The following is a 22,555-nucleotide window of genomic DNA, read 5'->3' on the forward strand; positions in this document are numbered from 1 at the left end:
ACTTGATTGAAGCATGAATAGTAAGACTTCGATTAGGTGCCGTGTGGAGCGGTAGTTCAGTTGGTTAGAATACCGGCCTGTCACGCCGGGGGTCGCGGGTTCGAGTCCCGTCCGCTCCGCCACTTTTACTAAGCCCGAGTCGAATGATTCGGGCTTTTTTTACATTTTACGCTCCCGAAAGTGCTACGCACTTTTTCGCGGGCCGGAATGCCGGACCATCGATTCCCGTCCGCTCCGCCACTTATACTAAGCCCAAGCAGAAATGCTTGGGCTTTTTTACGTTTAAAGATAATGTTCGCCCTGCGGTCGAATGATACCATTCTGGAAAATTAACTGGTCAGGTCAATCCATTGCCGCGAGCACATCTTTTTGACTCGCTGGGTGCATTGCAAAAACTGGTTCCATGCCGCACAAACCTTATCCACAATATCGTCATAATCTCTGAAACTTTGATTGGCTAAATAGCGCTGTCTTAACCAACGCCATACCTGCTCTATCGGATTAAGCTCAGGAGAATAGGGCGGCAGTTTGATGATGCTGACATTCTCAATTTGATTCGCCACATCATCAGTATGCCATCCCGCACCATCCATGATCACGACGGCATGCCGGCCTTTTTCAGTCACGCTTGAGATTTGCTTGAGGTGTTCGATCATGATTTCTTTGTTGACCCAAGGGACGACAATCGCTTCACCGATCCCTCGGCTTGGGCAAACAGAACCAAACAAATAGGCGTAATCAAACTGTTGCTGCCGAACAGCTCTCGGCCGTGTTCCGCGCGGTGCCCAAAGCCGTGTCGTTGTATTCTGTTGGCCAAATCTGGCTTCATCCTGGAACCAGACATCCACTTGTTCAAGGCTGAGATGACCCGGGATGTTACGGATCGTTTCCAGTAGGAAGTTTTTTAAAAGCTTCTTGCGTCGCTTGGCATTGCTTAGGATGTTTTGAGCGGGATGTTATCCATGAAAAGCCCAGATGATCGAGCAAATAGTAAATGGAATCAGGGTGATAGTGTTTACCAAACTTCTGGACGATATATGCGTGGATATCGGCCCCCGTGAGTCTGCCGCCTTGCGGGTTATGAGCTTTATCTTTGAGATATTGGCGAAGCTGTTCTTGTTGCTCGGGGGTTAAGAATGCAGGCCTACCTGTTCTTGGTTTCTCTTGAAGTCCTTCGAGGCCTTCTTCGAGAAAGGTGTGAACCCATTTGTTGACACTGGTTCTGCTGACTTTTAGAAACTTGGCAATTTGAGTGCGGGACTGGCCTTCTTTGAAGTGGGCAAGCGCGAGTAATCTCATTTTCATTTGAATGGATTTTTGCTGGCTTGCCCGCTTTTTGAAGTCGATATTCTTGAGGCTATCCATAGCGATTTGACCATTTGAAAGAGAAGCCTCGATTAGAATATATTCTTACTTAGAATGGTATGAGTTGTGTGATGCTCAGGCGCTTGATAAAGAAAAAGGGTAGCCGGGCTACCCTTGACGCAAAAACCTAAAACCAAAGGTTTGCGAAAATAACAGCTAAGCTGCTTCAACAGGACTTCACGATTCCGGCGCCCTGAAGCGGCAGTGGTGCTTCAAGGCGCCATGTTGCTTCAAACGTCCAGAAAACTTTTCAACTGTGCGACCACCTGCTCGGCCTGCTGCTGATCGGCCATTTCGGCAAACAGGCGCAGCAGCGGCTCGGTTCCGGAGAAGCGGGCCAGGGCCCAGCCGCCGTTTTCGAAATAGACCTTGGCGCCGTCGGCATAGCTGACCTTCTCGATGGCATAGCCGAAATCTGGCAGCGCTTTTTCGACATAGATCTTGTCGTACAGGCGCTGGCGCTCTTCCGGCCGGAAATGACAGTCACCTTCTGCGGTGTAGGCGTAGCCGTATTTGTCGTAAATTTCATCGAGCATTTCTGACAGCTTTTTGCCGGTGACGCTGATCATTTCTACCAGCAGGCTCGAGGCGAACACGCCGTCTTTGCCTTTGATATGGCCGCGAATCGTCAGGCCGCCGGAGCTCTCGCCGCCAATCAGGGCGTCATCAGCATCCATCTGGGCGCTGATATGCTTAAAGCCGACCGGCACTTCAAAGCTTTTCTCATGATGGGCTTCGGCGACCTTATCTAGCAGGTGGGTGGTTGCAATGTTGCGCACCACAGAGCCCTTCCAGCCTTTGTATTCCAGCAGGTAGTAATAGAGCAACAGCATGACTTCATTGGGATGAATGAAGTTGCCTTTTTCATCAATAATGCCGAGGCGATCGGCATCGCCGTCGGTCCCGATGCCGATGTCATAACCTTCGTGGGCCACTAAGTGTTTGAGCCGGTACAGGGTCGCGGCACTGGGCGAGGGCATCAGACCGCCAAAGGACGGATTCTGGCCGTCGTTGATCACATCCACATCACAGCGGGCCGTGATCAGTACCGTCTGCAGGGCGTTCTTGGCCACCCCGAACATGGGATCGATCAGCACGCGTAGCCGGGCTGTTTTGATCGCCTCAATGTCGATGAAATTGATGATGCTATCGACAAATTCATTCATCGGGTTGATGAGCTCAATCTGCCCGGTGGCTTTGGCCTGCGCAAAATCCAGATGCCGGATATCCGCATCAGTGAGCCCGGCAATTTGTGTCTCAATTTTCTCGGTGATTATTTCGTCAGCGTCTCGGCCGCCTTCGATAAACACCTTAATGCCGTTGTAGTCGGCCGGGTTGTGCGATGCGGTAATACAGGCCGAATATAGGGCGCCGATCGCCCGGGATTGGAACATCACCACCGGGGTCGGGACATACTTGTCGATAAAGCTGACGACAATGCCGTTTCCGGCCAATACTTCAGAAAACCAGACTGCGGCCTTGTCGGACAGGAAGCGTCGGTCATAGCCGATCACAAAACCCCGGTCGGTGGCTTCTTCTGCGATGATGATATTGGCAACCGCCTGGGCGACACGCCGGACATTGGCCTGGGTAAACTCTTCGCCGATCAGGGCTCGCCAGCCGCCGGTTCCAAATTTGATCATGTGGCACTCCTTTTTCTCTTGCCAAGCCTTGGCTTGAAAGATGGTTTTCAAAAAACGGGGGTGGGCAGCCCACCCCCGATCCGGGTTAGCCCATGATCACCGTGACGGTGTTGACTGAGCCAGCCGGTTGTTCCGGAATCGCGCCGTCAATCGCTTCGCCGTTCAGAGTGACCGAGACAACCCCTTTGCTGACGTGATCCGGGTTTTCGACCTTGATGTTGAAGGTCGCGCCACGCCACTGGCGGCTGACTTCGAAGCCCGGCCAGGCTGTCGGAATACATGGGTCAACCGTCAGACCATTGAAGCCCGTTTGCACGCCCAGAATGAAGTTCGTCACGGCAAAGTATGCCCAGCCAGACGTCCCCGTGAGCCATGGGTGGTTTGCACGGCCATGGTTTTCGTGGTCGCGGCCCATGATGAACTGCACGTAAGAGTAAGGTTCAGCAATACGCTTCTCGATCATGTCATTCTGGTTGTATGGGTTCAGCGCGTCATAGAACTTCATGGCACGGTCGCCACGGCCCAGTTTGGCTTCAGCCACCCAGGCCCATGGGTTTGGATGCGAGAAGATGGCGCCGTTTTCTTTCACGCCTTGGTATACGCGTGTCACGAAGCCGATGTCATCGTTCGGTGTCGCGAAAGATGGCGAGTTCAGGTGCAGACCGTACTCAGAGAACAGGTTTTCATCCACGGCATCCATTGCCTTCTCACCGCGCTCTTGAGACGCCAGGCCAGAGAGCACAGCCAACGTGTTTGACTCAAGGTGCACACGGCCTTCGGTTTGCTGTGCTGTACCGATTTTATCGCCGTCTTTTGTCAGACCCCGGATGTACCAACCGCCTTCGTCATCCCACAGGTGTTGTTCACATGCTTCACGCACGTTCGCTGCCATTTCGGTGTATTTCTCGATATCTGCAGCTTTACCTTTGTGCTTCGCCAGAGCGACGAATTCTTGCAGGGCCCAGAAGTGCAGGAAGGAAACCATCGCAGATTCGCCGCCGCCCAGGTTCAGACAGTCATTCCAGTCAGCGCGTAGACCTTTACAAATACCGGTTTGACCCACGTATTCGGCAGAGAAGTCCAGCGCTGCTTTCATGTGCTCGTAAACGGTCGCATCACCGCCATCTGCATAAGGGATCACTTCATCAAGGAAGCCTTCTTCGCCGGTTTCTTGAATGTAGTTAATGATGGTCGGTACAAGCCAGAGGTGGTCATCAGAACAGGTGTCCTTGATGCCGTGGATCTTGTCTTCGTCACTTGGTGTCGGGACGACGGTGGGTGACTTCGATGGTTTCACGTCGGCTTTCTCTGGATCGAACCAGTCCGGATCGAACAGGTGCAGACCGTAACCGGCTTTCACCTGACCCCGCAGAAGATCAACCAGACGCTTACGGGTCGAGCTTGGGTTCGAGTGAGGGACAGAGATCGCATCCTGAGCAGTATCGCGGTAGCCCAGACCGGTACGGCCACCGACTTCGATGAAGGAGGCAAAGCGAGACCACACCACACAGGTTTCAGCCTGGTACAGGGTCCATGCGTTGATCATGGTGTCCAGACCTTCGTTGGGTGTCTTCACTTGGAACTTGTGACAACGGCTGTCCCAGTGGGCTTTGATCGCCTCGAGCGCCGCATCAACTTCGGCAAAATCCTGATACTTGGCGCGCACCCGGGCGGCTTCGTGCTTGCCGATGCCGAGAATGAAGTTAAAGCGGATCTCTTCGCCCGGCTGGAGGGTAAATTGTTTATGCAGCGAGCCACACTGGTTGTAACAGGTCTGGACCTTGTTGCTGCAGCGGCCTTGCTCGACGGCAAGCGGGTTCGACTCATCCCGGTAAGGGCCGATAAAGGCGTCGCGCTGGCCATCAAAGCTGTCTGGGTCGAAGCTCGAAGCCAGGTAGTAAAAGCCGGTAAAGTCATCAGTGTTGTAATACAGATCGCACAGGATCACTCCGTCTTCGTAGGAAGTCCCGGACGAGTACAGGCTCATTTGGTGGTTCTGGTTGTCTGACTGAATGTGGCTGAACGAGAACTCGACAAACGAGAACGCCGATAGGGTGCGCGGGGTGTCACTGTCGTTCTTGATCACCACGTCCCAGATTTCAGCATCTTCCCCTTTGGGGACAAACAGGGTCTTGCGGGCTGAGATACCGTTATAGTCACACTTGAAGGTGGAGTAAGACAGGCCGTGACGCACTTCATAGGTCGCCTCTTCCAGGCTTTTGGCTACCGGTTGCCAGGAGATGGACCAGTAATCCCCGCTGACGTCATCGCGCAGGTACACGTAGTGGCCCGGACGATCGAAGCTGGCGTTGGCGCGGAATTTGGTGATCCGGTTATATTCCGGCGATTGATAAAAAGAGTAACCGCCTGCGTTGTGCGAAATCACGGTGCAGAACTTTTCGGTTCCCAGATAGTTGGTCCATGGCGCCGGGACGTCTGGGCGGGTGATGACATACTCGCGGTTGTCATTGTCAAAATAGCCGTATTTCATGGTGCATCAGTCCTTTTCATGATTTTTCTTGGCTGCAAGCGGTAACTCACAGCGACGGTAATTAATGCCGATCTGGTCGAGATAGCGAAGCTGTCCGCTGAGTCGGGCTTTGAAGTCTTGCCAGTGGCGCAGTTCCGGCCGGGTCCAGCACAGTTCGGCAATGGCCAGCAGGCGCGGGTAGATCATGTATTCGAACCGGCTTTGGGTGGTGATGTGTTCGGACCATAAGCCGGCCTGGATCCCGAGAATATGCTGGTGGACCGGATCGTCGGCCTCAAGTGAAGCCAGCGGGCGGTAGCTGTAGACGGTGTCTAACGGCAGGCTGCCGGCCCAGTTGGCCCCGGGTTCGTCGGCCGAGAAACCCTGCGCCATATCGAGATAGGTGTACTGGCCGGGCTGCATGACGACGTCGAATCCGGCCCGGGCGCTGGTCAGGCCGGCCTCTTCGCTGCGCCAGGAGAGCACGACGGTCTGCTTGCTGATTTTGTCGCCCTCGGTGGCCTCCTCCCAGCCCATCATGCGTTTGCCGTGGCTGCGCAATACTTCTTCTGCAAACCGCAGGATGTGGCCCTGAAGCTCTAGTCGATCCCGGTAGCCGCATTGTGCCATCAGGGCCTGGCTGGTCGGGCAGTCGCTCCAGGCACCTTCTGGTACTTCATCGCCGCCGATATGAACGTAAGGGCCGGGGAAGAGCTCGCACACTTCCTGGAGCACGGTCTTGAGGAAGGTGTACGTGCCCGGCAATGCCGGCGACAGGACGTTGTCCGGGTAGCACTGCATGCTGCGGTACTTGGAGCGATCTTCAGGATCGACCAGCAACTCCGGCAGCGAGCGGATTGCGGCCCGGCAGTGGCCGGGAATATCGATTTCCGGGATCAGAGTGATCCCCCGATCGCCGGCATAGGCAATCAGCTCCCGGACTTGGGCCTTGGTGTAATAGCCGCCGTAGCGCCGGTTGATGTTGAGAAACTGGGGCTTGAGCGCCTCATTGGGACCGCGCCAGGCGCCGATGTCCGTCAGGGCCGGAAAGGCCTCGATTTCCAGGCGCCAGCCCTCATCATCGGTCAGATGCCAGTGCAGATAATTGAACTTATAGCGCGCCATCTGGTTAATCAGATGCTTGAGACGACGCACCGGGTGAAAATGCCGGGCGCAGTCGACCATCATGCCCCGGTAGTGATAGTTCGGCTGATCGGAAATACTGACCGCAGGCAGCAGGTATGAGGCCTGTACGTGGTGCGCCGGTGTGGTCGGGATCAGTTGCAGCAAGCTGGCCGTGGCATGGGTAAACCCGGCGGCCGAGCCCGCCCGCAGCCAGATCGTGTTCGGCGTGACTTCCAGCAGGTAGGCCCCTTCGGTCAGGGTGTCATCGTGGTAATAGCGGATTTGCCCCTGTGGTGCGACCTGGATGTCTTCGTGCAGCAGGGTCTCCAGCTCACTTTGCAGCCAGCGCGCGCAACCTGCCGCCAGCGCGGTCGGTACTGACAGGGCGACGTCGGCATTGAGCCTGAATTCCCCGTTCAGTCGGATCAGCGAATCCGGCAGGGGAATCAGCGAAATGTCCTTGGCCGGCGGCAGCGGGATCGACAGTTGTTCGACCGGCGGCTCCAGCAGGCTCAGTGAGGTGATTTCGACCGGCAGAGGCTGCACCGGGTGAGCATCCGGCGCCGTATTGATGAAGGCATCCTGGATCCCCTGGTCGTGAAGCAGAAACGGCGTGGTCTCCAGCGCAAATTCGGTATAGAAATGACCATTGGCTGCCAGCGTCTCCGGTTGGGACGGACGCAAGACGCAATAGCTGCCGAGCTGTTCCAGTTGCCCGGCAGACAGGGTTTCAACCGGGATCCAGCGGGCAAAAGTAAAGTGCAGGGACCAGTTTTCCAGCGCCTGATCGCTGAGGTTGTGCAACGTCAGACCAAAACGAGACTGTTGCTCGTGTTGGCTGATCACGGTCAGATCAAGACGATAACTCATGGTTTGTCCTTCATAACGGGTACAGGTTGTGGGGCCCTTTGGCCATGGCCAGCGCCCCATCCATCGCATCACCCTGAGGCTCGGCCAGGCGGGCGGCAAACGGCGGCGCCAGCCAAGGCACAATCCGCTCCCCGATACTACCCATCAGGCACACCTGACCGGCGCCACGGGCAAACAGTGCCGTCAGCAACATTTCGACATCGGCGGCGGTCTGGCGAAGCATCTCAATCCCTAAGGTGTCGCCTTCGGCGGCATGGGCGAAAATAGCCGGTGAGAACTGGCCGTAATCACACGGACGGGCGGTTTTCGACCAGCTGACGATGGCATCCACATCGTGGTTGAAGTGGGCCAACACCTGCTGGGCCAGCGGGGTTTGCGGCACAATGTCGTCGACACTGAGCAGGACTTGCTGGATCAGCCGCAGCCCCATCACAGCACCGCCGCCATGATCGGAAATCGGGAACTCCCGGCCGCCGACCACCTGCTGCGCGCCGTCTTTGAGCAAGATGCCGCAGGAGCCGGTGCCAGCGATCAAAATGGCGCCTTCTTCTCCTTTCCAGGCTCCCAGACAGGCGCCGTAGGCGTCGGTATTTAAGGTGATGGCACCATACGGATGCGGCTGGGCCATAAAGTCATACCAGGCCTCTTTTTGTTCGGCGCCGGCCAGTGCCAGACCAACGGACATGGCGGCAAAATCGGCAGTGGTGAGGCCAGCCTGGGCGGCTGCGGTGGCGATGGCATCCTGAATCGAGCCCATGGCCACGGCACTGCCGAGCATGATATTGGCACTGCCGGTTTTGGCTTCGCCAAGCAGGCGGCCGTCCGGATCACAGATGCGGGCGCGGCAAGAGGTCCCGCCGCCGTCAACCCCGACGTAATAACGGATGGTGTCAGTCATGGTGTCGCTCCTTAAATTGCGTCGTTATGGCCAGCAGATACCAGCCGCCGTGGGGGATCCACTGCTCCCCCCAGCGCCAGTTCTGATCCATGTTTTGATCATGTGGTGCGGGTTTAAAGGCAATATCCCGCTCATTGTCGAATCCTGAGGTGATGCCGTTACAGACCCCGCCTTTGGCGTTGGTGAAGCCCAGTTCCGGCAGGTAGTCCGGGTTGTTGCGGCCGTGGCCGTCCAGCATCGACATATCGAACGGGTTCAGGCCCAGGATCCAGTCGGTCAGCCGGTGCCCGTAGACTTTCAGCGCCACTTTCAGGGCAGGGGCGATAGGCTGGCGCTGAGCCAGATAAGCCATGGCGCTCAGCGAGGCCAGACGGGCGTTCTCCCCCTGCCACCAGTAACCGGTTTCGTTATGGTGGGGAATGAAGAACTGGCTGCATTTCTCGCCATCCACCGGACGGACATACTGGCGCGGGTAGCCAAACGGATTGGTGACCTCGTCGGTAATGCGCAGTTCAAATTCAAGGGCCTGAGTCAACACCTGGCAGAGCCGCTGGTGGTGCTGCGGTGCCGTCTCGATGTCGAGGTACTGCATCAGACTAATGGCAGGCAGGCCGGCTTCGGCGGCATGGAAATATGGGCGGCTGCCGTCCGGCGTGGCTGACCAGAAGTGCTGTTGCTGTGCGTCCGACTGCTGGCGGGCGGCCAGTTTATCGGCCCACTGCCGGGCTTCTTCCAGGTAGCGCTCATCCTGAGTGGCCCGGTACAGCTCTACCGCAGCCAGCAGCGCGCAGTATTCATCAATAATGTTTTCCACGCCGTCATTGAGGTAATGGCGGTTCATCTCGACCAGGTGCCAGTAGCCGTGCTCTGCGGCTGCCAGACACGTGCGGCTCAGCTTGCGCTCGGCCAGACCCAGGCGCTCGGCCGTCGGGGTCAGCAACAGGCGTGCTGCCGCTGCCAATGCCGCGATACTGATGCCGCCGCCCTGACGGAATCCGGCCTGGTAATCGTGCGATTTGATCCCTTTCTGGGTGGCGTAGGCACAGATATCCCGCTTGGCGGTGGATTTGCTCCACTGGTCGAAGACCGTCATGTAAAAGTAGCCGTCCGGGTGCTGCATCCGCAGCAGGAATTCGGCGCCGAAACAGGCTTCTTCGGCCAGTCGGATCAGGGTGATATCAGCAATCCCGCTTTCGCCGTCCAGCAACTCGAAGGCTTTGAGCAGGTTCCAGACCACCATCGGGGTCTGCTGCGGGTTGAAATAGTTACTGTAAGAGAGATGGCTGAGGTATTTGCTGACATCGCCCGAGGCGTCATACCAGCCGCCATGGACATCCACGGTTTGCCCGCTGCCGAGCAGGGGGGCATTGCGATCGGCGCGGTCAAAGATCCCGCCGCAGCGCTGGGATTTAAAATAATGCAGCACATCGCTGAAGGTCCGGGTCAGCAGCAGGCCTTCGGCAATGGTAAACGGCGGGGACACCACATCGGCAAGGCGCACCTGGTACTCGCCGCATTCCGTCCATGCGCTGAAATCAACCGAGTAAGCATGGCCGGTGTGCCATTGGTCGATCGGGCCATCGACCTGGACCGGCATCTCCATCACGGGCTGGCCGTCGGTGCAGCGCAGCAGCTCCGCCGGTGCCAGCGCCAGGTTCGGGGCTGCCAGGACAATCGCCTGCTTGGCACCGAAGCGCTCATAGCCGAGATGGTTGGTGAACAACTGCATGATGGCTCCCTTAGTGTTCGTACAGGTAACAACGGACGAAGTGGTTGTCAGACAATTGGGTGACGCCCGGCAGTTGCTCGCGACACTTGTCCGTGGCGTGGGTGCAGCGGCCCGCAAACGGGCATCCGGTGCTTTCCGGGGTCCAGAGCGGGATCTCCCCTTTGTTGCCCTTGAGCTTTTCGTGGATCGATTTGCTTGGATCCGGGACGGCAGAGATCAGCAACTGGGTATACGGGTGCTGGGGATCATGGATGATTTCCTCGGTATCACCCCATTCCACCATGTGGCCGACGTACATCACGGCCAGATCCTCGGCGATATAACGGGCGGTGGCGATGTCGTGGGTAATGTAGAGCAGCGCCATGTTGCGCTCGAACTTCATCTCTTCCATCAGGTTGAGTACCCCGGCCCGGATCGACACATCCAGCATCGAGGTCGGCTCATCGGCCAGCACCACTTCGGCACCAACCGCGATGTTGCGGGCCAGGTTGACCCGCTGGCGTTGGCCGCCCGAGAGCTGGTGGGGATATTTGGCCGCGGTTTCTTTCGGTGGGATCAGGCCGACCTGCTCCAGCAGGCTGTAGACCCGCTCTTCGAGTTCTTTCTTGTTGCCTTTGCTGACCTTGTTGTGGATCAGCAGCGGCCGGGCAATATGGTGAAAAATGGTATGGGTCGGGTTCAGCGAGCCGAACGGGTCCTGCCAGACCATCTGGATCCCCTGGCGGTACTCCATCAGTTCCTGGCGCTTGGTGATCTCGCTGATATCCCGGCCGTAGTATTCGATGTGGCCGTCGGTCGGGGCGTACATCTTGGCGATCATTTTGGCGGTGGTGGATTTGCCCGAGCCGGATTCTCCCACCACGGCCAGGCCGCGGCTTTTGTACATTTTGAAAGATACGTCGTTGATCGCCCGCATCATGGGTTTTTTCAAAGAGTTGCTGTTGACCTGAAAGTCTTTGATCAGGTTCTTGCCTTCGACAATCGGCTGTCCAACGGGTGCACTCATCTTGGTCTCCTCGATTCTTGTTCTGGTTTAACTGCGTTTGGTGAACAGATGGCAGTTGGAAAAACGGTTCGGCTCGAGCTGGGTCAGCTGAGTCGGCTGACTGAAGCAAGCGTCATGCGCCTTGCTGCAACGGGCCTGGAACCGACACCCTTTCGGCACTTCCAGCAGGTTGAGCGGGTTGCCCGGGATCCCGGTCAATCGGGTTTTCGGTCCGGTCAACGGCGGGAACGAGCTGCCCAGTCCCTCGGTGTACGGGTGGAACGGGGTTTCGAGGATTTGTTTGGATGGTGCCACTTCGACCAGCTCACCCGAGTACATGATCCCGATGCGATCGGAGAACTCGACCATCAGCGAGATGTCGTGGGTAATGAACAGAATGGAGAAGCCAAACTCTTCTTTCAGGGCGTAGATCTTTTGCAGGATCTCGCGCTGGACCACCACATCCAGAGCCGTGGTCGGCTCATCCATGATGATCATTTTCGGGTTCAGGGCCAGGGCGATGGCGATCACCAGGCGCTGGCGCATGCCGCCGGAGAACTGGTGCGGATAATCCTGCAGCCGGCTCGGGTGGATATCGACAATCTCCAGCAGGCCTTCGGCCCGGCGGATCGCCTGCTGACGGGTGAAGTTGGTGTGACGCATAATCACGTCACAAAATTGCTCTTCCATGGTCAGCACCGGGTTGAGCGCATTCATCGCGCTCTGAAACACCATGGAAATCTGGCTCCAGCGGAAGGCGTTGATCTGGGCCTCGCTGAACTGAAGGATGTCGCCATGGCCGTCGAACAGCACTTCCCCGCCGGTGATAAATGCCGGCGGCTTATGCAGGCGCATCAGGGAGAAGGCGACGGTGGATTTACCGCAGCCGGATTCTCCGGCGAGACCGAAGACCTCGCCTTTGCCGATGTCGAAGCTGACGTTGTTGACGGCCCGGACGTCGCCGGCATCCGTGATGTAGTCGACGCACAGGTTGCGAATGGAGATTTGTGGATTGGTCATTATTTTTCTCCCCCTTCAAGGGCCGGCTGTGGAGCTGCAGTTGCCGGTGTTTTGTCTTTATTCTGTTGCGCCAGGTTTTTCCAGCGGCGCATGCCTTTGTGCGAGCGCAGCTGCGGGTTGGCAATTTCATCGACGGCAAAGTTCAGTAGCGCCAGGCCGATGGCGATGAAGGTCAGGGCAATACACGGTGTCAGCAGTTCCCACCAGGCACCGACCAGCATGGACGAAGAAGCCTGGACGTTGTAGAGCATGATGCCCCAGCTGATGGAGTTCGGGTCACCCAGGCCGAGGAAGGACAGGGTTGCCTCGGTCATAATGGCCAGCATGACGGAGCCGATGAAGCTGGCGCCGACAATCGAGATCAGGTTCGGCAGGATTTCCACCATGATGATCCGCCAGGAGGACTCGCCCAGCACTTCAGCGGCTTTGACGAACTCTTTTTCCCGCAGCGACAGGGTTTGTGCCCGGACCACCCGCGCGCCCCAGGCCCAGGAGGTCATTCCGATGACGATGGCGATGGTGAGCGGACCGGCCTGGCCGATAAAGGCAGCAATCACAAACAGCAGTGGCATTTGAGGGATCACCAGCATGATGTTCATGGCCGCCGACAGGATATCGTCGACCCGGCCGCCAAAGTATCCGGCAGAGACGCCCACCACGGTGGCTAAGAAGCAGACCATAAACCCGGCACCGAAGCCGACGGCCAGCGACGTGCGCGCGCCGTACAGAACCTGGGCCCAGATATCCCGACCCATGCGGGTGGTGCCGAGGGCGTGGTCGGCTTTCTTGGACATGCGCAGGGTGCGGCTGCTGTCTGCCAGGTTTTCAGCCACCCAGCCATCAGGGTTGTTTTGCGCGGCTTTCACCACAAACGCCGGGTATTCGTGCGGGTTGCCGATCCGTTTGTCCGGGGCGTGCTTGGCCAGCAGCGGGGCAAACACAGCGGCCAGTACGAACAGCACGATAATGGTGAGCCCGGCCATTGCCTTCGGGTTACTCCGGAGTAGTTTCATCAGGCCTTTCATGGTTATTTCCCTCCTTTGCGCAGACGAGGATCCAGGGCGACAATCAGCAGGTCCGCCAGGAAGTTAAAGAACAGCATAAAGAGGGTCATGATCAGCAGCTGGCCCTGCAGTACCTGGTAATCACGGGCATTGATCGCGTTCAGCAGTACGGTGCCCAGACCCGGATAGTTGAAAATCATCTCAATGATTAGCTGACCGCCAATTGCCATCCCGATGGCCATCGACAAGGCTGTTACACTCGGCAGCATGGCGTTTCGCGCCGCGTATTTGAACACCACCCGGTTCTCGTTCAGGCCTTTGCCTTTGGCCATGGTGATGTAGTCTTCGTTGAGCAGGTTGATCATGTTGTTCCGCATGTTGATCAGGAAGCCGCCAATTTGAATGATGGTGGCACAGAACAGCGGCAGCACCGCGTGGTAGGCGACATCTTTATAGAAAGCCCAGCTGGTCCAGTCCGGCGTCGTCCCTGCGGTATAGGCATAGGTCGACGGGAACCACTTGGCGCCGATGGCAAAGGTATAGAGCACCAGCATCGCGACCACCACCGGCGGGACGGCCTGGATCACCATCATGCCCGGGGAGATAAAGGCATCGTATTTACTGCCGCGTTTCCAGGCAGCGTAGATTCCGAGGGTCGAGCCGATACAGAAGGCCAGGATGACCGCCGTGCCAGCCAGGAACAGGGACCAGCCGACCGCGCCACCTAACAGGGCATTGACGGTTTGCGGGTAGGTCTGGATTGAAATCCCCAGATCCCAGGACAGGATGCTTTTGAGGTAAACCAGATATTGGTAATACAGTGGCCCATCGACGAAGCCCAGCAGCTCTTTCATCGCGGCAATCCGCTCCGGGGTCACCTGCACCGAGGCATTGGCGAACATCATGGTCACCGGGTCGCCCGGCATTGCCCGGGGAATAATAAAGTTGATCGTAATTGCCACCAGCAGGGCAATCAGATAAAAACTCAGTCGTCTCAGAAAAAATCCCATAACTCACACCTTAATCATCCAGCGTATTATCCGACCAGATTTAAGACACACCTTCCCCTGACCAGTGGCCATGTACGACAGGAGGGGGAGGTTGAAGAGGCGGTGCGCAAGGCGCGCACCGCAAATTAAGTAATAATTATGCTTTTGGTTTCAAGTCGAGGACTTGCAGCAGGCGCTCTTGCGTGTTGGTGATTGGCATCGGACGTCCTTTCGGATTCTTCTCGTTCCACCAGCCGGTAAAGCGCGCGGTGTTGTACTGCGACGTGTAGGCGCCGGACATGACCGGAATCGTCACTTGGTTCTCCGCAATAATCTTCTGAACCTTATGGGCAATCTTCAGCTGCTCATTACGATCCGCTGTTTTGTAGAAACCGTTCAGCAGCTTGTCCAGTTCCGCATTGGTCCAGTAGTGCAGCGCGAAGCGCGGCATGCCTTCATTGGACTGGAAGCGTGAGTGGTAACCGCTGTCCCAGTAGGTGTATGGGTCGGCGCCGTGGAAGTAGTTGGTATAAGCAACATCATAGGATGCATCCAGCATCGCCTGGTTGTAGACCGAGAAATCCGGGGTGCTGGCCTTGGCCTGAATCCCAACTTCCTGCAGCATTTCAACACCCAACTGAACGGTATTGTTGAAGTCGGTCCAGCCATTCGGAGACTGAATGGTCAGGCTGATTTGCTTGCCGGTCGGCGTTTCGACAAAGCCGTCGCCATCGGTATCTTTAAAGCCAGCTTTTTTCAGCAGGGCTTTGGCGTTGTCGACGTTGTAGGTCATGAACGGCTTGTACTGGTTGTACACACTATCGTCAGACCAAGCCGCGAAGGCTTTGCCCAGACCTGAAGCGTAGTCGTTCAACACACCGCCGCCGTAGAAGGCGATATCAATGATGGTTTCACGGTCAATGGCCATCGAGAAGGCACGGCGGAAGTCGATATTGTTGATCGCTTCACGGTTGCCGTCTTTTGGCGATTTGTAGTTCAGCATGAACGCCTGGGTTCCACCCGCCGGGTACCAGTATTTGTTATCCGGGCTGGCTGCGGCATAGGTGCTGTCGACATCCGGGATGAACGAGTAAGTCCAGTCAAACTTGCCGCTCAGCACTTGGCCGAGGAACTGATCATTACCGGCGATTTGCGGCAGGCGCAGACAGTCAACTTCCAGGTTGTCGTTATCCCAGTAGTTCGGGTTGCGGCACTGGGTGTACAGTTGCGGGGTGAATGTGTCGATGACGGTAAACGGACCGGTACCGACAGGGTTTTCATTGGTAAAGCGGGTTGGATCGTCAACTTTGCTCCAGACATGCTTAGCGACGACGGACACTTCGTTGATCAGGTAAGGGACGTTTGAGTTGGCTTCGGTGAGGTCAAACACTACCTTGTTGCCCGCAGCTTTGACTGACTTCAGGCGGACGTTGATCCCGGTGCGGTCCAGCTCCGGATGCTTCTTCAGCAGGTTGAAGGTGTATGCCACATCTTCAGCAGTAAAGGGCTTACCGTCAGACCATTTGACGCCTTCGCGGATTTCAAAGGTAACCTGCTTCAGATCGTCAGACATATAGTAGTCTGTCGCCAGACGCATGACCGGCTTGTTCCCCTGGAGCTCATTGAAGACAACCAGTGGCTCATAGATGAAGTCCTGCACGGTATCGAGCTGAGTTTCCAGGAACGGGTTAAAGTTACGAACAAAGGTTGGGAAGAACTTAGGGACCATGGTCAGTTCCGCACGCTCTGACGCGGTGGCGACAGGAGCGGTCAGCATGGTCGACGCTGCAGCAATCACTGCAAGCGAGAGTTTTTTCTTGTTGATATTGGCAAGCATAGCTGTTCCTTACTTGATTGCGCTTAAGTTTCACTTATGGAAAAAATCCCCGTAGGGTGCTTTGAACCTACTCCGCAATGGCAGGGTACTGCGCCGCAGCGAATGGCCTTGTAGGCTCTCAGTGCCTTAAGGAAACCCCTGATTGACAGTTCCGTCAATCTGCTATCCCGTTAAAAACGTTAAAATAAGTCGGCTCCCTGTCAAATCCGTTAAAAAAATACTGTCAGTATCATCAGTAAGGCGTGCCACCTGTGCGCTACTTCGCATTTGAGGTGCGATAGATTGCTGTGTTTTGTGAGTGGTTACTATCTTTCATTTCCTTTGTATAAAAGAACTCTTTGTGATTTGAATACGGTGTGTGATGTAACGCATGGTACCTCGGACAGGTTATTTCCCGGCGGAAATTTTATGGTGGGATTTGTTGTGATTGGCTTCTCAGAATCTGAAACAGACACGGCTTTCTCGCGCTTGGGCCGCAGGTTTAGCGGTGATTGTGCTTTTTTTGAGCGGGTTTTCTGTGCTTTATCGGGGAGAAACCCGGAGCTGTTCCGTTGGGGGTTCGGCTTAATTATCAGGCTTAAAAAATGGTTTTCCGGCTTGGCGAAAGCCCCCGGGAACGGGGGCTGCGGATACGATAGGTAGGGGGTTGGAGGGCCGGATCAGGCGCTCAGGAGCAGTTGGAGCTGCTCTTTCATCTGCTCAAGCTGATGGCGCTCTGCAGTGGTTGTCGACGTGCCATGGCAGCGCTCCAGAACGAAGTCGATGGTGTTCAGCACAGTGCGCCAGCGCGGCGATTTGGGCAGGGTTTCCTGGTGCAGGTATTTGTCCAGCGTTCGGGTCTGCAGCGTACTGCGGTCGAGATAGACTCGCCACAGACCGCTTTCTTCAGCCAATTCGAACTTGGTTTTTTGCGTCGCATCTTCCCAGTACCGGAGCGTGGCCTTCATGGTTTCGACCAGCAGGGCACGAATGGTCTCGGCTTTCTCCTGCTCTTTGCCGTCCAGGCGATCGGCCAGATGGGTAAACTCCTCACCCAGCTCGCGCAGTTGCTGCAGGTTACTGCGATCACCATCGGCGGCAAAGCCGCAGATCACTTCAATGGCATTTTCCAGCATTTCAATGCGCTGCCGGGTTGTGGGGCCGTGGTGATCGATAATCAGCATCCGTTGCAGACCGGAACTTTCCGGCAGATGAATGACATCGGTTTCAAATCCCGTTATGGCCTCGCCGCAGCGGAATAACAGGTGGCCGTGGTAATGGTGGTTGGTGTTGATCTCTTCCGGCAGATGGGTCGCCAGAAAATCATCAATGCAATGGCGCTCGAGTTGCTCCGGAGCCCGCTGCAGCAGTTTCCCGGCAGCACTGTTGGCATAGCGGATCCGACCGTCCTGGCGGACACACAGAATGGCCTCCCGGGTTGATTCGAGCAGGCCCAGCAGGCGGCTCTGGGCTTCCAGCAGGCCGGCCTCCACGGCCTCCCGGCGTTGAATTTCCTGCTCCAGCGCCTGATTTTTCTGGCGCTGGATTTCCGTCTTCCCGGCCTGAAGGTGGGCGTGGATGCGGGCGACGAGTTCTTCTTTGTTGAATGGCTTGGTCAGGTAGTCGTTGGCGCCGGATTCAAAGCCCTTGATCCGATCCTGAACCTGTCCCAGAGCCGACAGCATGATGATCGGCAGCTCAATGAGCGAATGGTGTTGCCGCAGCTGGTGGCACACTTCATAGCCGGACATTTCCGGCATCATGATGTCGAGCAGGATCAGGGCCGGCTGTTCGGTGTCGACCAGCGTCATGGCCTCACGTCCGTTGTCGGCAGTGAGAACCCGGTAGCCTTCCAGGCGCAGGAAATTATTGAGGATCTGCAGGTTGACCGGCTCGTCATCGACGACCAGTAACAATTCGCCATCCGGGTTTTCCGGCAAATCCTGGCTGTCGCAGCTGGCCGTTTCCAGGGCGGGGAGCTGGAAATGCTTGCCGGCGCTGGCCTGGCGGCTGTCGACGATATCGGTTTCCGAGGCGAGATTGAGGGTAAAGCTGAACGTTGCCCCGACCATCGGTTGGCTGCTGACATAGAGCCGACCGCCCATCAGTTCGATGAGCTGGCGACTGATGGACAAGCCGAGCCCGGCGCCCTGGCGGTACTGGCCGGATTGGGTATTGGCCTGGATCAGCGGCTCGAAGATATGCTCGAGTTGTTCCGGCGGGATCCCCTGGCCGGTGTCGATCACCTGGATCCGGACCTGGTGATCCAGCACTGTGGCGGACAGGATGATTTTGCCTTCTGAGGTGTACTTGATGGCATTGCCGACCAGATTATACAGCACTTGTTCGAGCCGTTGCTCATCTCCCAGCACCAGCGGCAAGTCATTGGGGATCTGGTTGATGATCCGGATCGGCTTGCTGCCGAGCAGGTGACTCGAAAGCTCCAGCACCAGGCGGACGGCAGATGCCAGATCGACTGCTTGCTTCTCGAGATCCAGATCGCCGTAACGCATTTTGTGGTAGTCGAGCAGATCATCGACCAGGTTGGTCAGGCGCTGGCCGCTGTTGATAACCATCTCCAGCTGGCGGCGCTGGGCGGGTTGGATCGGGCCACTGGCACCAGCCAGCAGGGATTCGGCAATCCCGACCATCCCGTGCAGCGGGGTGCGCAGTTCGTGGGAGGTGGTCGCCAGGAACTCATCTTTGAGTTTATCGGCGGTCTGGAGCTCATCATTTTGCTGGCGGATCACCTGCAGGTTATGTTCCAGCTCGGTATTTTGCTCCCGGATCAGGGTGATTTTTTCTCGGATCGAACGCTGCATGCGGGCAAAACTCACGGCCAGGCGGCCGATTTCATCCCCGCGCTCGGTACTGCTGATGGTCTGGTCCATGTCCCCGGCTGAGACTTGCTCTGCGGCCCAGGTCAGGCGCAGCAGCGGGGCGGTGATAGAGTTCGACAGCCAGTGCGAGGCGATGATCACCAGCGCGATGGCGGTGAGCATCGCCCCGGCAAAGATTTTCTCCAACTGATGAACCCGGGCAAAGGCTTCTTCTTCCGGCAGTTCAATCACCAGGGCCCAGGTGTTGCCCAGTACATCCACCGGGGCGAATGCGCTGAGCACCGGGATTTGGTTGAAGTTTAAAAAGCTGCCTACACCGCGCTCGCCATTGAGGGCCTGATCGATACTCGGGCTCGACAGGTCACTCGGCTGAGACGGGCTGCCCGGCAGACGGGCGTGATGATCGCTGCCTACTAACAGAGTCTGGACATGGCTGGCGTGGGTGCCGGTGTCGGTGATCAACCCACTGATGGACTGGTTGTTGAGCCGGAAGAAGACATAGCTGTGCAGATAGCCCTGCTGGATGATTGGGGCGGCAAACCAGGCCGCGTGTTCGCCGTCGGCACTGGCCGTGCTGAAGTCGGTAAAGACCACCGGTACTTGCTCTGGCTCACGCTGGGCCTGGCGGGTTTTATCTCGGATGGTGGTGAAGGTCTGGTGCAGCGCCGGGTATGGCGAGGCGTCCGACGCCAGGTTCAGACTGAACCGGTCCGGATTACTGGCTGAGTAGACGATGTTGCCGTCGAGATCGACCAGGAGGATATCGGTAAAGTCCGAGCGTTTGAGATATTCTGCGTAGGCCCAGTTATAGCGCTTGTACATCAGCCGGTAACGTTCGTGGCCGACATAGTTGCCGCTGTAGCTGCTGTTGTCGGTTTTGGCGGTCAGGGTCTCGGTAAAATAGCGGCGGTTGCCGACGCCTCTGATCAGGGTGTCGATATCACCCAGTTGGTGATAGGCGCCGACCAGACCGTAAAAACGACCGCCGCTGGCATTGGCCAGCTCTGAGCGGGCGAAGCTCTGGACTTCAGACTCGCGGGCGGCAAAGTAGCTGTTGAGCTGCTTTTGCTTGTTTTCCAACAGCGAGGCCAGATGGTTGGTGCTTTGCTCGATCAGATCATTGGTATGGGAGTTGAGGAAAAAGAGAGCTGACAGGGTCAACGGGGTAATACTGAGAACGAGAAAGGCCAGCATAAGGGTATGCTGAAGTCGTTTAAAACGGGCTGTTTTCTGCATGCCTGTGCCTGAAATTCACCTGATAGATACGAGACGAAGCGCGCGAAACGTGTCGCAACTTTCGTCAAAACTGAGGTTATCTGCGGCTGTTTTGACGTATTTGTCGCGGATGCCGAACACGGGCGACTTGAAAGAACAGCCAGATCCCCCCGTTATACTGAGTTTTTTTGAGTGTTCAAGGAAGTGGCGCAGGAAGCGTGTTCTGTAACACAGATTTGACAAAGTTAACGATGGGATGAGCCGTTTTTGTCCGAACTTTGCCATAAATGACGTTTTTTACAGCGGTAGGCATGAGAGGGCTGAGTATCAGCTCAGCCCCACGTGATTATTTTTTTGCAGCGTAAATATTGAATTTGTTGGTGCTGGCCAGGGTGTCGCAGTGACCCAGGCTGGCTTCGATCAGCGGCGGATATCGCAGGAAGCTGTTGGCCACAATAATCATCTGGCCATTCGGCGTCAGGTAGTTCGGCGCTTCGGCGATGAAGGTTTCCGTCGCGGCATAGAAGGTTTTCAGCCCGGCATGGAACGGCGGGTTGCTGATCAGATAATCATACGGCCCGCTTAGCGCAGCGTAGACGTCTGTCGGGGTAAAGGTTGCCTCGAGCTGGTTGACCCGGAAGGTTTCGCGGGCTGATTCAATCGCCAGGGCACTGACATCACACAGCTCCAGGTCGATGGCCGGGTTGCGGGTTTTCATCACCGCGCCGATGACCCCGGCACCACAGCCGAAGTCCAGCACTTTGCCGCTCAGCGGCGGCAGGGTTTCGAGCAGCAGCTCGGAGCCCCGGTCAAACTCGCCGTGGCTGAATACCCCCGGCAGCGAGCGAATGGTTAGCGCGGTGCCGGCGACATTGACATCATAGCTGCGGAACCAGTCACTCAGGGTGAATTCGCCTGGTGCCTTTTCACAACGGCCCCAGTAGAAACTGCAGCGCCGTGCGGAATCATATTTGTTCAGGCTGCCCAGCGACTGGAATAGCTTCTCGGCGCTGCGTACGCCACTGCGGTTCTCGCCCACGATACACACTTCCGTGCCCGGACCGAATTTGCTCAGCACCATAGTGAGCAGGTACTCGGCTTCAGCCTTGGCTTTGGGCCAGTACATCAGGACCATGTCGCACTGGATGTCGGCAGTCAGCTCGGCACCGAAATAGGCATCGATCTGGCTGTGGCGCTGCATCTGGCGGTAGTAGCCGTAGTGGGTGGTAAATACTGCCACAGCGCTGGCCACTTGGGTCAGTTCAAGCGGGAAGGTATCGGCAAGCTCGCCGATCACAAGCACGTTGCGGTTCTCAAAAAACTCAAGCTGGCGGGCAACCACCTGGCTTGCAGCAGTATAGGACATAGTGGCCTCAATATTGTGTAACTGGGGTAAGGGCGCGAATTGTTCCACAAATTATCATGGAATAAAAGATGAACAGCGCCGCGGGCGGCGCTGTTGAAGAGCTCAGATTGTTGAGCGGTAAGGGGACTCGCCGGCTCAGTGCTTGTCCTGGTGAGCCAGGAAGTCGTGAAATTCCACTTCGTAGAGCTTGAACAGTACCAGGGTGACGGCAAAGATGACCGGGCCGTAGATCAGGCCAATCAGGCCGAACAGGTGCAGGCCGCCGAGGATGGAGAGGAAGATCAACAGGGTGTTCATACCGGAGTTGCCCTGCATCAGCAATGGACGAAGGAAATTGTCGATCGAGCCGACTACGATGACGCCCCAGCCCACCAGGAACAGGCTCCACTGCCACTGGCCGACCAGCAACAGATAGAGCGCTGCCGGTAGCCAGATCAGGGCAGTGCCGACCACCGGAATGAAGGAGGCGAAGGCCATCATCGAGCCCCAGAACAATCCCGGGAAACCGGCGATCCACATGGCAAAGCCACCGGCGAACCCCTGCGCCAGGGCGGTCAGGAAAGAGCCCAGTACCGCTGATTTGGCAACTTGTTCGACTTCGCTCAGGACGGCGTCTTCCTGGCTGCGCGACAATGGGATCACGTGGCGCAGCGCCGTGACCATTTTTTTATGATCCCGCAGCAGGAAAAACAGCACAAACAGCATCAGCATGAAGCTGAGGACGAAGTTGGTGGCATCGCCCAGCAAACGGGCACTGATGTTGAGCAACTGGGCACCGAACTTGGAGGCGGCGGCCGCCACTTTCTGGAGGATGGCCTGGGCATCAAGGGGCTCGAACGGTGAGTATTCTTCAATCAGCGCCAGCGCTTTGACCGTCACCGGGTGCGATAAGACCTCTTTGGCGCCGCCGGAAGTCAGCCATTGATAACTCTCTTTTGAGAAGGTCGAGCCTTGCTGGATGATCGAGGTAAAGACGACCAACACCGGGATCACGATGATCACCGTGAGCAGGGTGCACGAGAGCATCGCGGCGGCATTGGGATGAGTCGGCAGTTTCCGCTCCACCCGGGTGTGCAGCGGGTAGTACAGCAGGGAAATAATAAAGGCCATCACGATAGGGCCGAGATAGGGTTCGATCAGCCGATAGCTGGCGTAGGCCGCCAGGGCCAGGGCAGCGATGAGCATCCAGTGGCGGGACTCAGCTCTGAACGGGGTAGACA

At 56.9% G+C, this 22,555-nt stretch carries 14 protein-coding genes and 1 tRNA gene; 1 reads left to right on the forward strand and 14 read right to left on the reverse strand.

Going from position 1 to position 22,555, the window contains the following annotated elements:
* Nucleotides 1-45: 45 nt before the first annotated feature.
* Nucleotides 46-122, forward strand: a tRNA-Asp gene (locus tag VV869_RS15725).
* A gap of 207 nt (nt 123-329) precedes the next feature.
* Here VV869_RS15725 and VV869_RS15730 read toward each other — a convergent pair.
* From VV869_RS15730 to VV869_RS15795, 14 genes are all read right to left on the reverse strand, one after another.
* A protein-coding gene (locus tag VV869_RS15730; RefSeq protein ID WP_443147328.1) for an IS630 family transposase occupies nt 330-1,365 on the reverse strand; the annotation gives its coding sequence in 2 pieces (ribosomal slippage) (nt 330-899 and nt 901-1,365; 1,035 coding nt in all).
* A gap of 230 nt (nt 1,366-1,595) precedes the next feature.
* Nucleotides 1,596-3,008 carry a phosphoglucomutase/phosphomannomutase family protein gene (locus VV869_RS15735; protein ID WP_337735872.1) on the reverse strand — a complete coding sequence of 471 codons (1,413 nt, stop codon included), beginning with the start codon at nt 3,006-3,008 and terminating at the stop codon, nt 1,596-1,598.
* Between the two features lie 85 nt (nt 3,009-3,093).
* Nucleotides 3,094-5,499 carry a GH36-type glycosyl hydrolase domain-containing protein gene (locus VV869_RS15740; RefSeq protein WP_337735873.1) on the reverse strand — a complete coding sequence of 802 codons (2,406 nt, stop codon included), beginning with the start codon at nt 5,497-5,499 and terminating at the stop codon, nt 3,094-3,096.
* 6 nt (nt 5,500-5,505) lie between these two features.
* Nucleotides 5,506-7,473 (reverse strand): beta-N-acetylhexosaminidase, encoded by a 1,968-nt coding sequence (locus tag VV869_RS15745; protein WP_337735874.1) that lies wholly within the window; start codon nt 7,471-7,473, stop codon nt 5,506-5,508.
* A 10-nt stretch (nt 7,474-7,483) separates the two neighbouring features.
* Nucleotides 7,484-8,371, reverse strand: coding sequence for a BadF/BadG/BcrA/BcrD ATPase family protein (locus VV869_RS15750; RefSeq protein ID WP_337735875.1), 888 nt, complete (start codon nt 8,369-8,371; stop codon nt 7,484-7,486).
* Nucleotides 8,364-10,100, reverse strand: coding sequence for a glycoside hydrolase family 9 protein (locus VV869_RS15755; RefSeq protein WP_337735876.1), 1,737 nt, complete (start codon nt 10,098-10,100; stop codon nt 8,364-8,366). Before VV869_RS15755 ends, VV869_RS15750 begins: the two co-directional genes overlap by 8 nt.
* A gap of 10 nt (nt 10,101-10,110) precedes the next feature.
* Nucleotides 10,111-11,106, reverse strand: coding sequence for an ABC transporter ATP-binding protein (locus tag VV869_RS15760; protein ID WP_337735877.1), 996 nt, complete (start codon nt 11,104-11,106; stop codon nt 10,111-10,113).
* Nucleotides 11,107-11,133: 27 nt separating this feature from the next.
* On the reverse strand, nt 11,134-12,105 hold the full coding sequence (locus VV869_RS15765) for an ABC transporter ATP-binding protein (protein WP_337735878.1): 972 nt from the start codon (nt 12,103-12,105) through the stop codon (nt 11,134-11,136).
* Nucleotides 12,105-13,130, reverse strand: a complete 1,026-nt coding sequence (locus VV869_RS15770) for an ABC transporter permease (RefSeq protein WP_337735879.1) — start codon at nt 13,128-13,130, stop codon at nt 12,105-12,107. Before VV869_RS15770 ends, VV869_RS15765 begins: the two co-directional genes overlap by 1 nt.
* 2 nt (nt 13,131-13,132) lie before the next feature.
* The gene (locus VV869_RS15775; protein ID WP_337735880.1) at nt 13,133-14,119 is read right to left on the reverse strand and encodes an ABC transporter permease; all 987 of its coding nucleotides are present in this window, start codon (nt 14,117-14,119) and stop codon (nt 13,133-13,135) included.
* Between the two features lie 136 nt (nt 14,120-14,255).
* Nucleotides 14,256-15,935, reverse strand: a complete 1,680-nt coding sequence (locus VV869_RS15780) for an ABC transporter substrate-binding protein (RefSeq protein WP_337735881.1) — start codon at nt 15,933-15,935, stop codon at nt 14,256-14,258.
* 659 nt (nt 15,936-16,594) lie between these two features.
* Nucleotides 16,595-19,990: a hybrid sensor histidine kinase/response regulator gene (locus VV869_RS15785; RefSeq protein WP_337735882.1), complete on the reverse strand. Its 3,396-nt coding sequence runs from the start codon at nt 19,988-19,990 to the stop codon at nt 16,595-16,597.
* Between the two features lie 325 nt (nt 19,991-20,315).
* The gene (rsmC, locus tag VV869_RS15790; protein WP_337735883.1) at nt 20,316-21,335 is read right to left on the reverse strand and encodes a 16S rRNA (guanine(1207)-N(2))-methyltransferase RsmC; all 1,020 of its coding nucleotides are present in this window, start codon (nt 21,333-21,335) and stop codon (nt 20,316-20,318) included.
* A gap of 135 nt (nt 21,336-21,470) precedes the next feature.
* On the reverse strand, nt 21,471-22,520 hold the full coding sequence (locus VV869_RS15795) for an AI-2E family transporter (protein ID WP_443147331.1): 1,050 nt from the start codon (nt 22,518-22,520) through the stop codon (nt 21,471-21,473).
* Nucleotides 22,521-22,555 lie beyond the last annotated feature (35 nt).

It is taken from the genome of Photobacterium sp. MCCC 1A19761, assembly GCF_037389125.1.
Lineage (GTDB): Bacteria > Pseudomonadota > Gammaproteobacteria > Enterobacterales > Vibrionaceae > Photobacterium.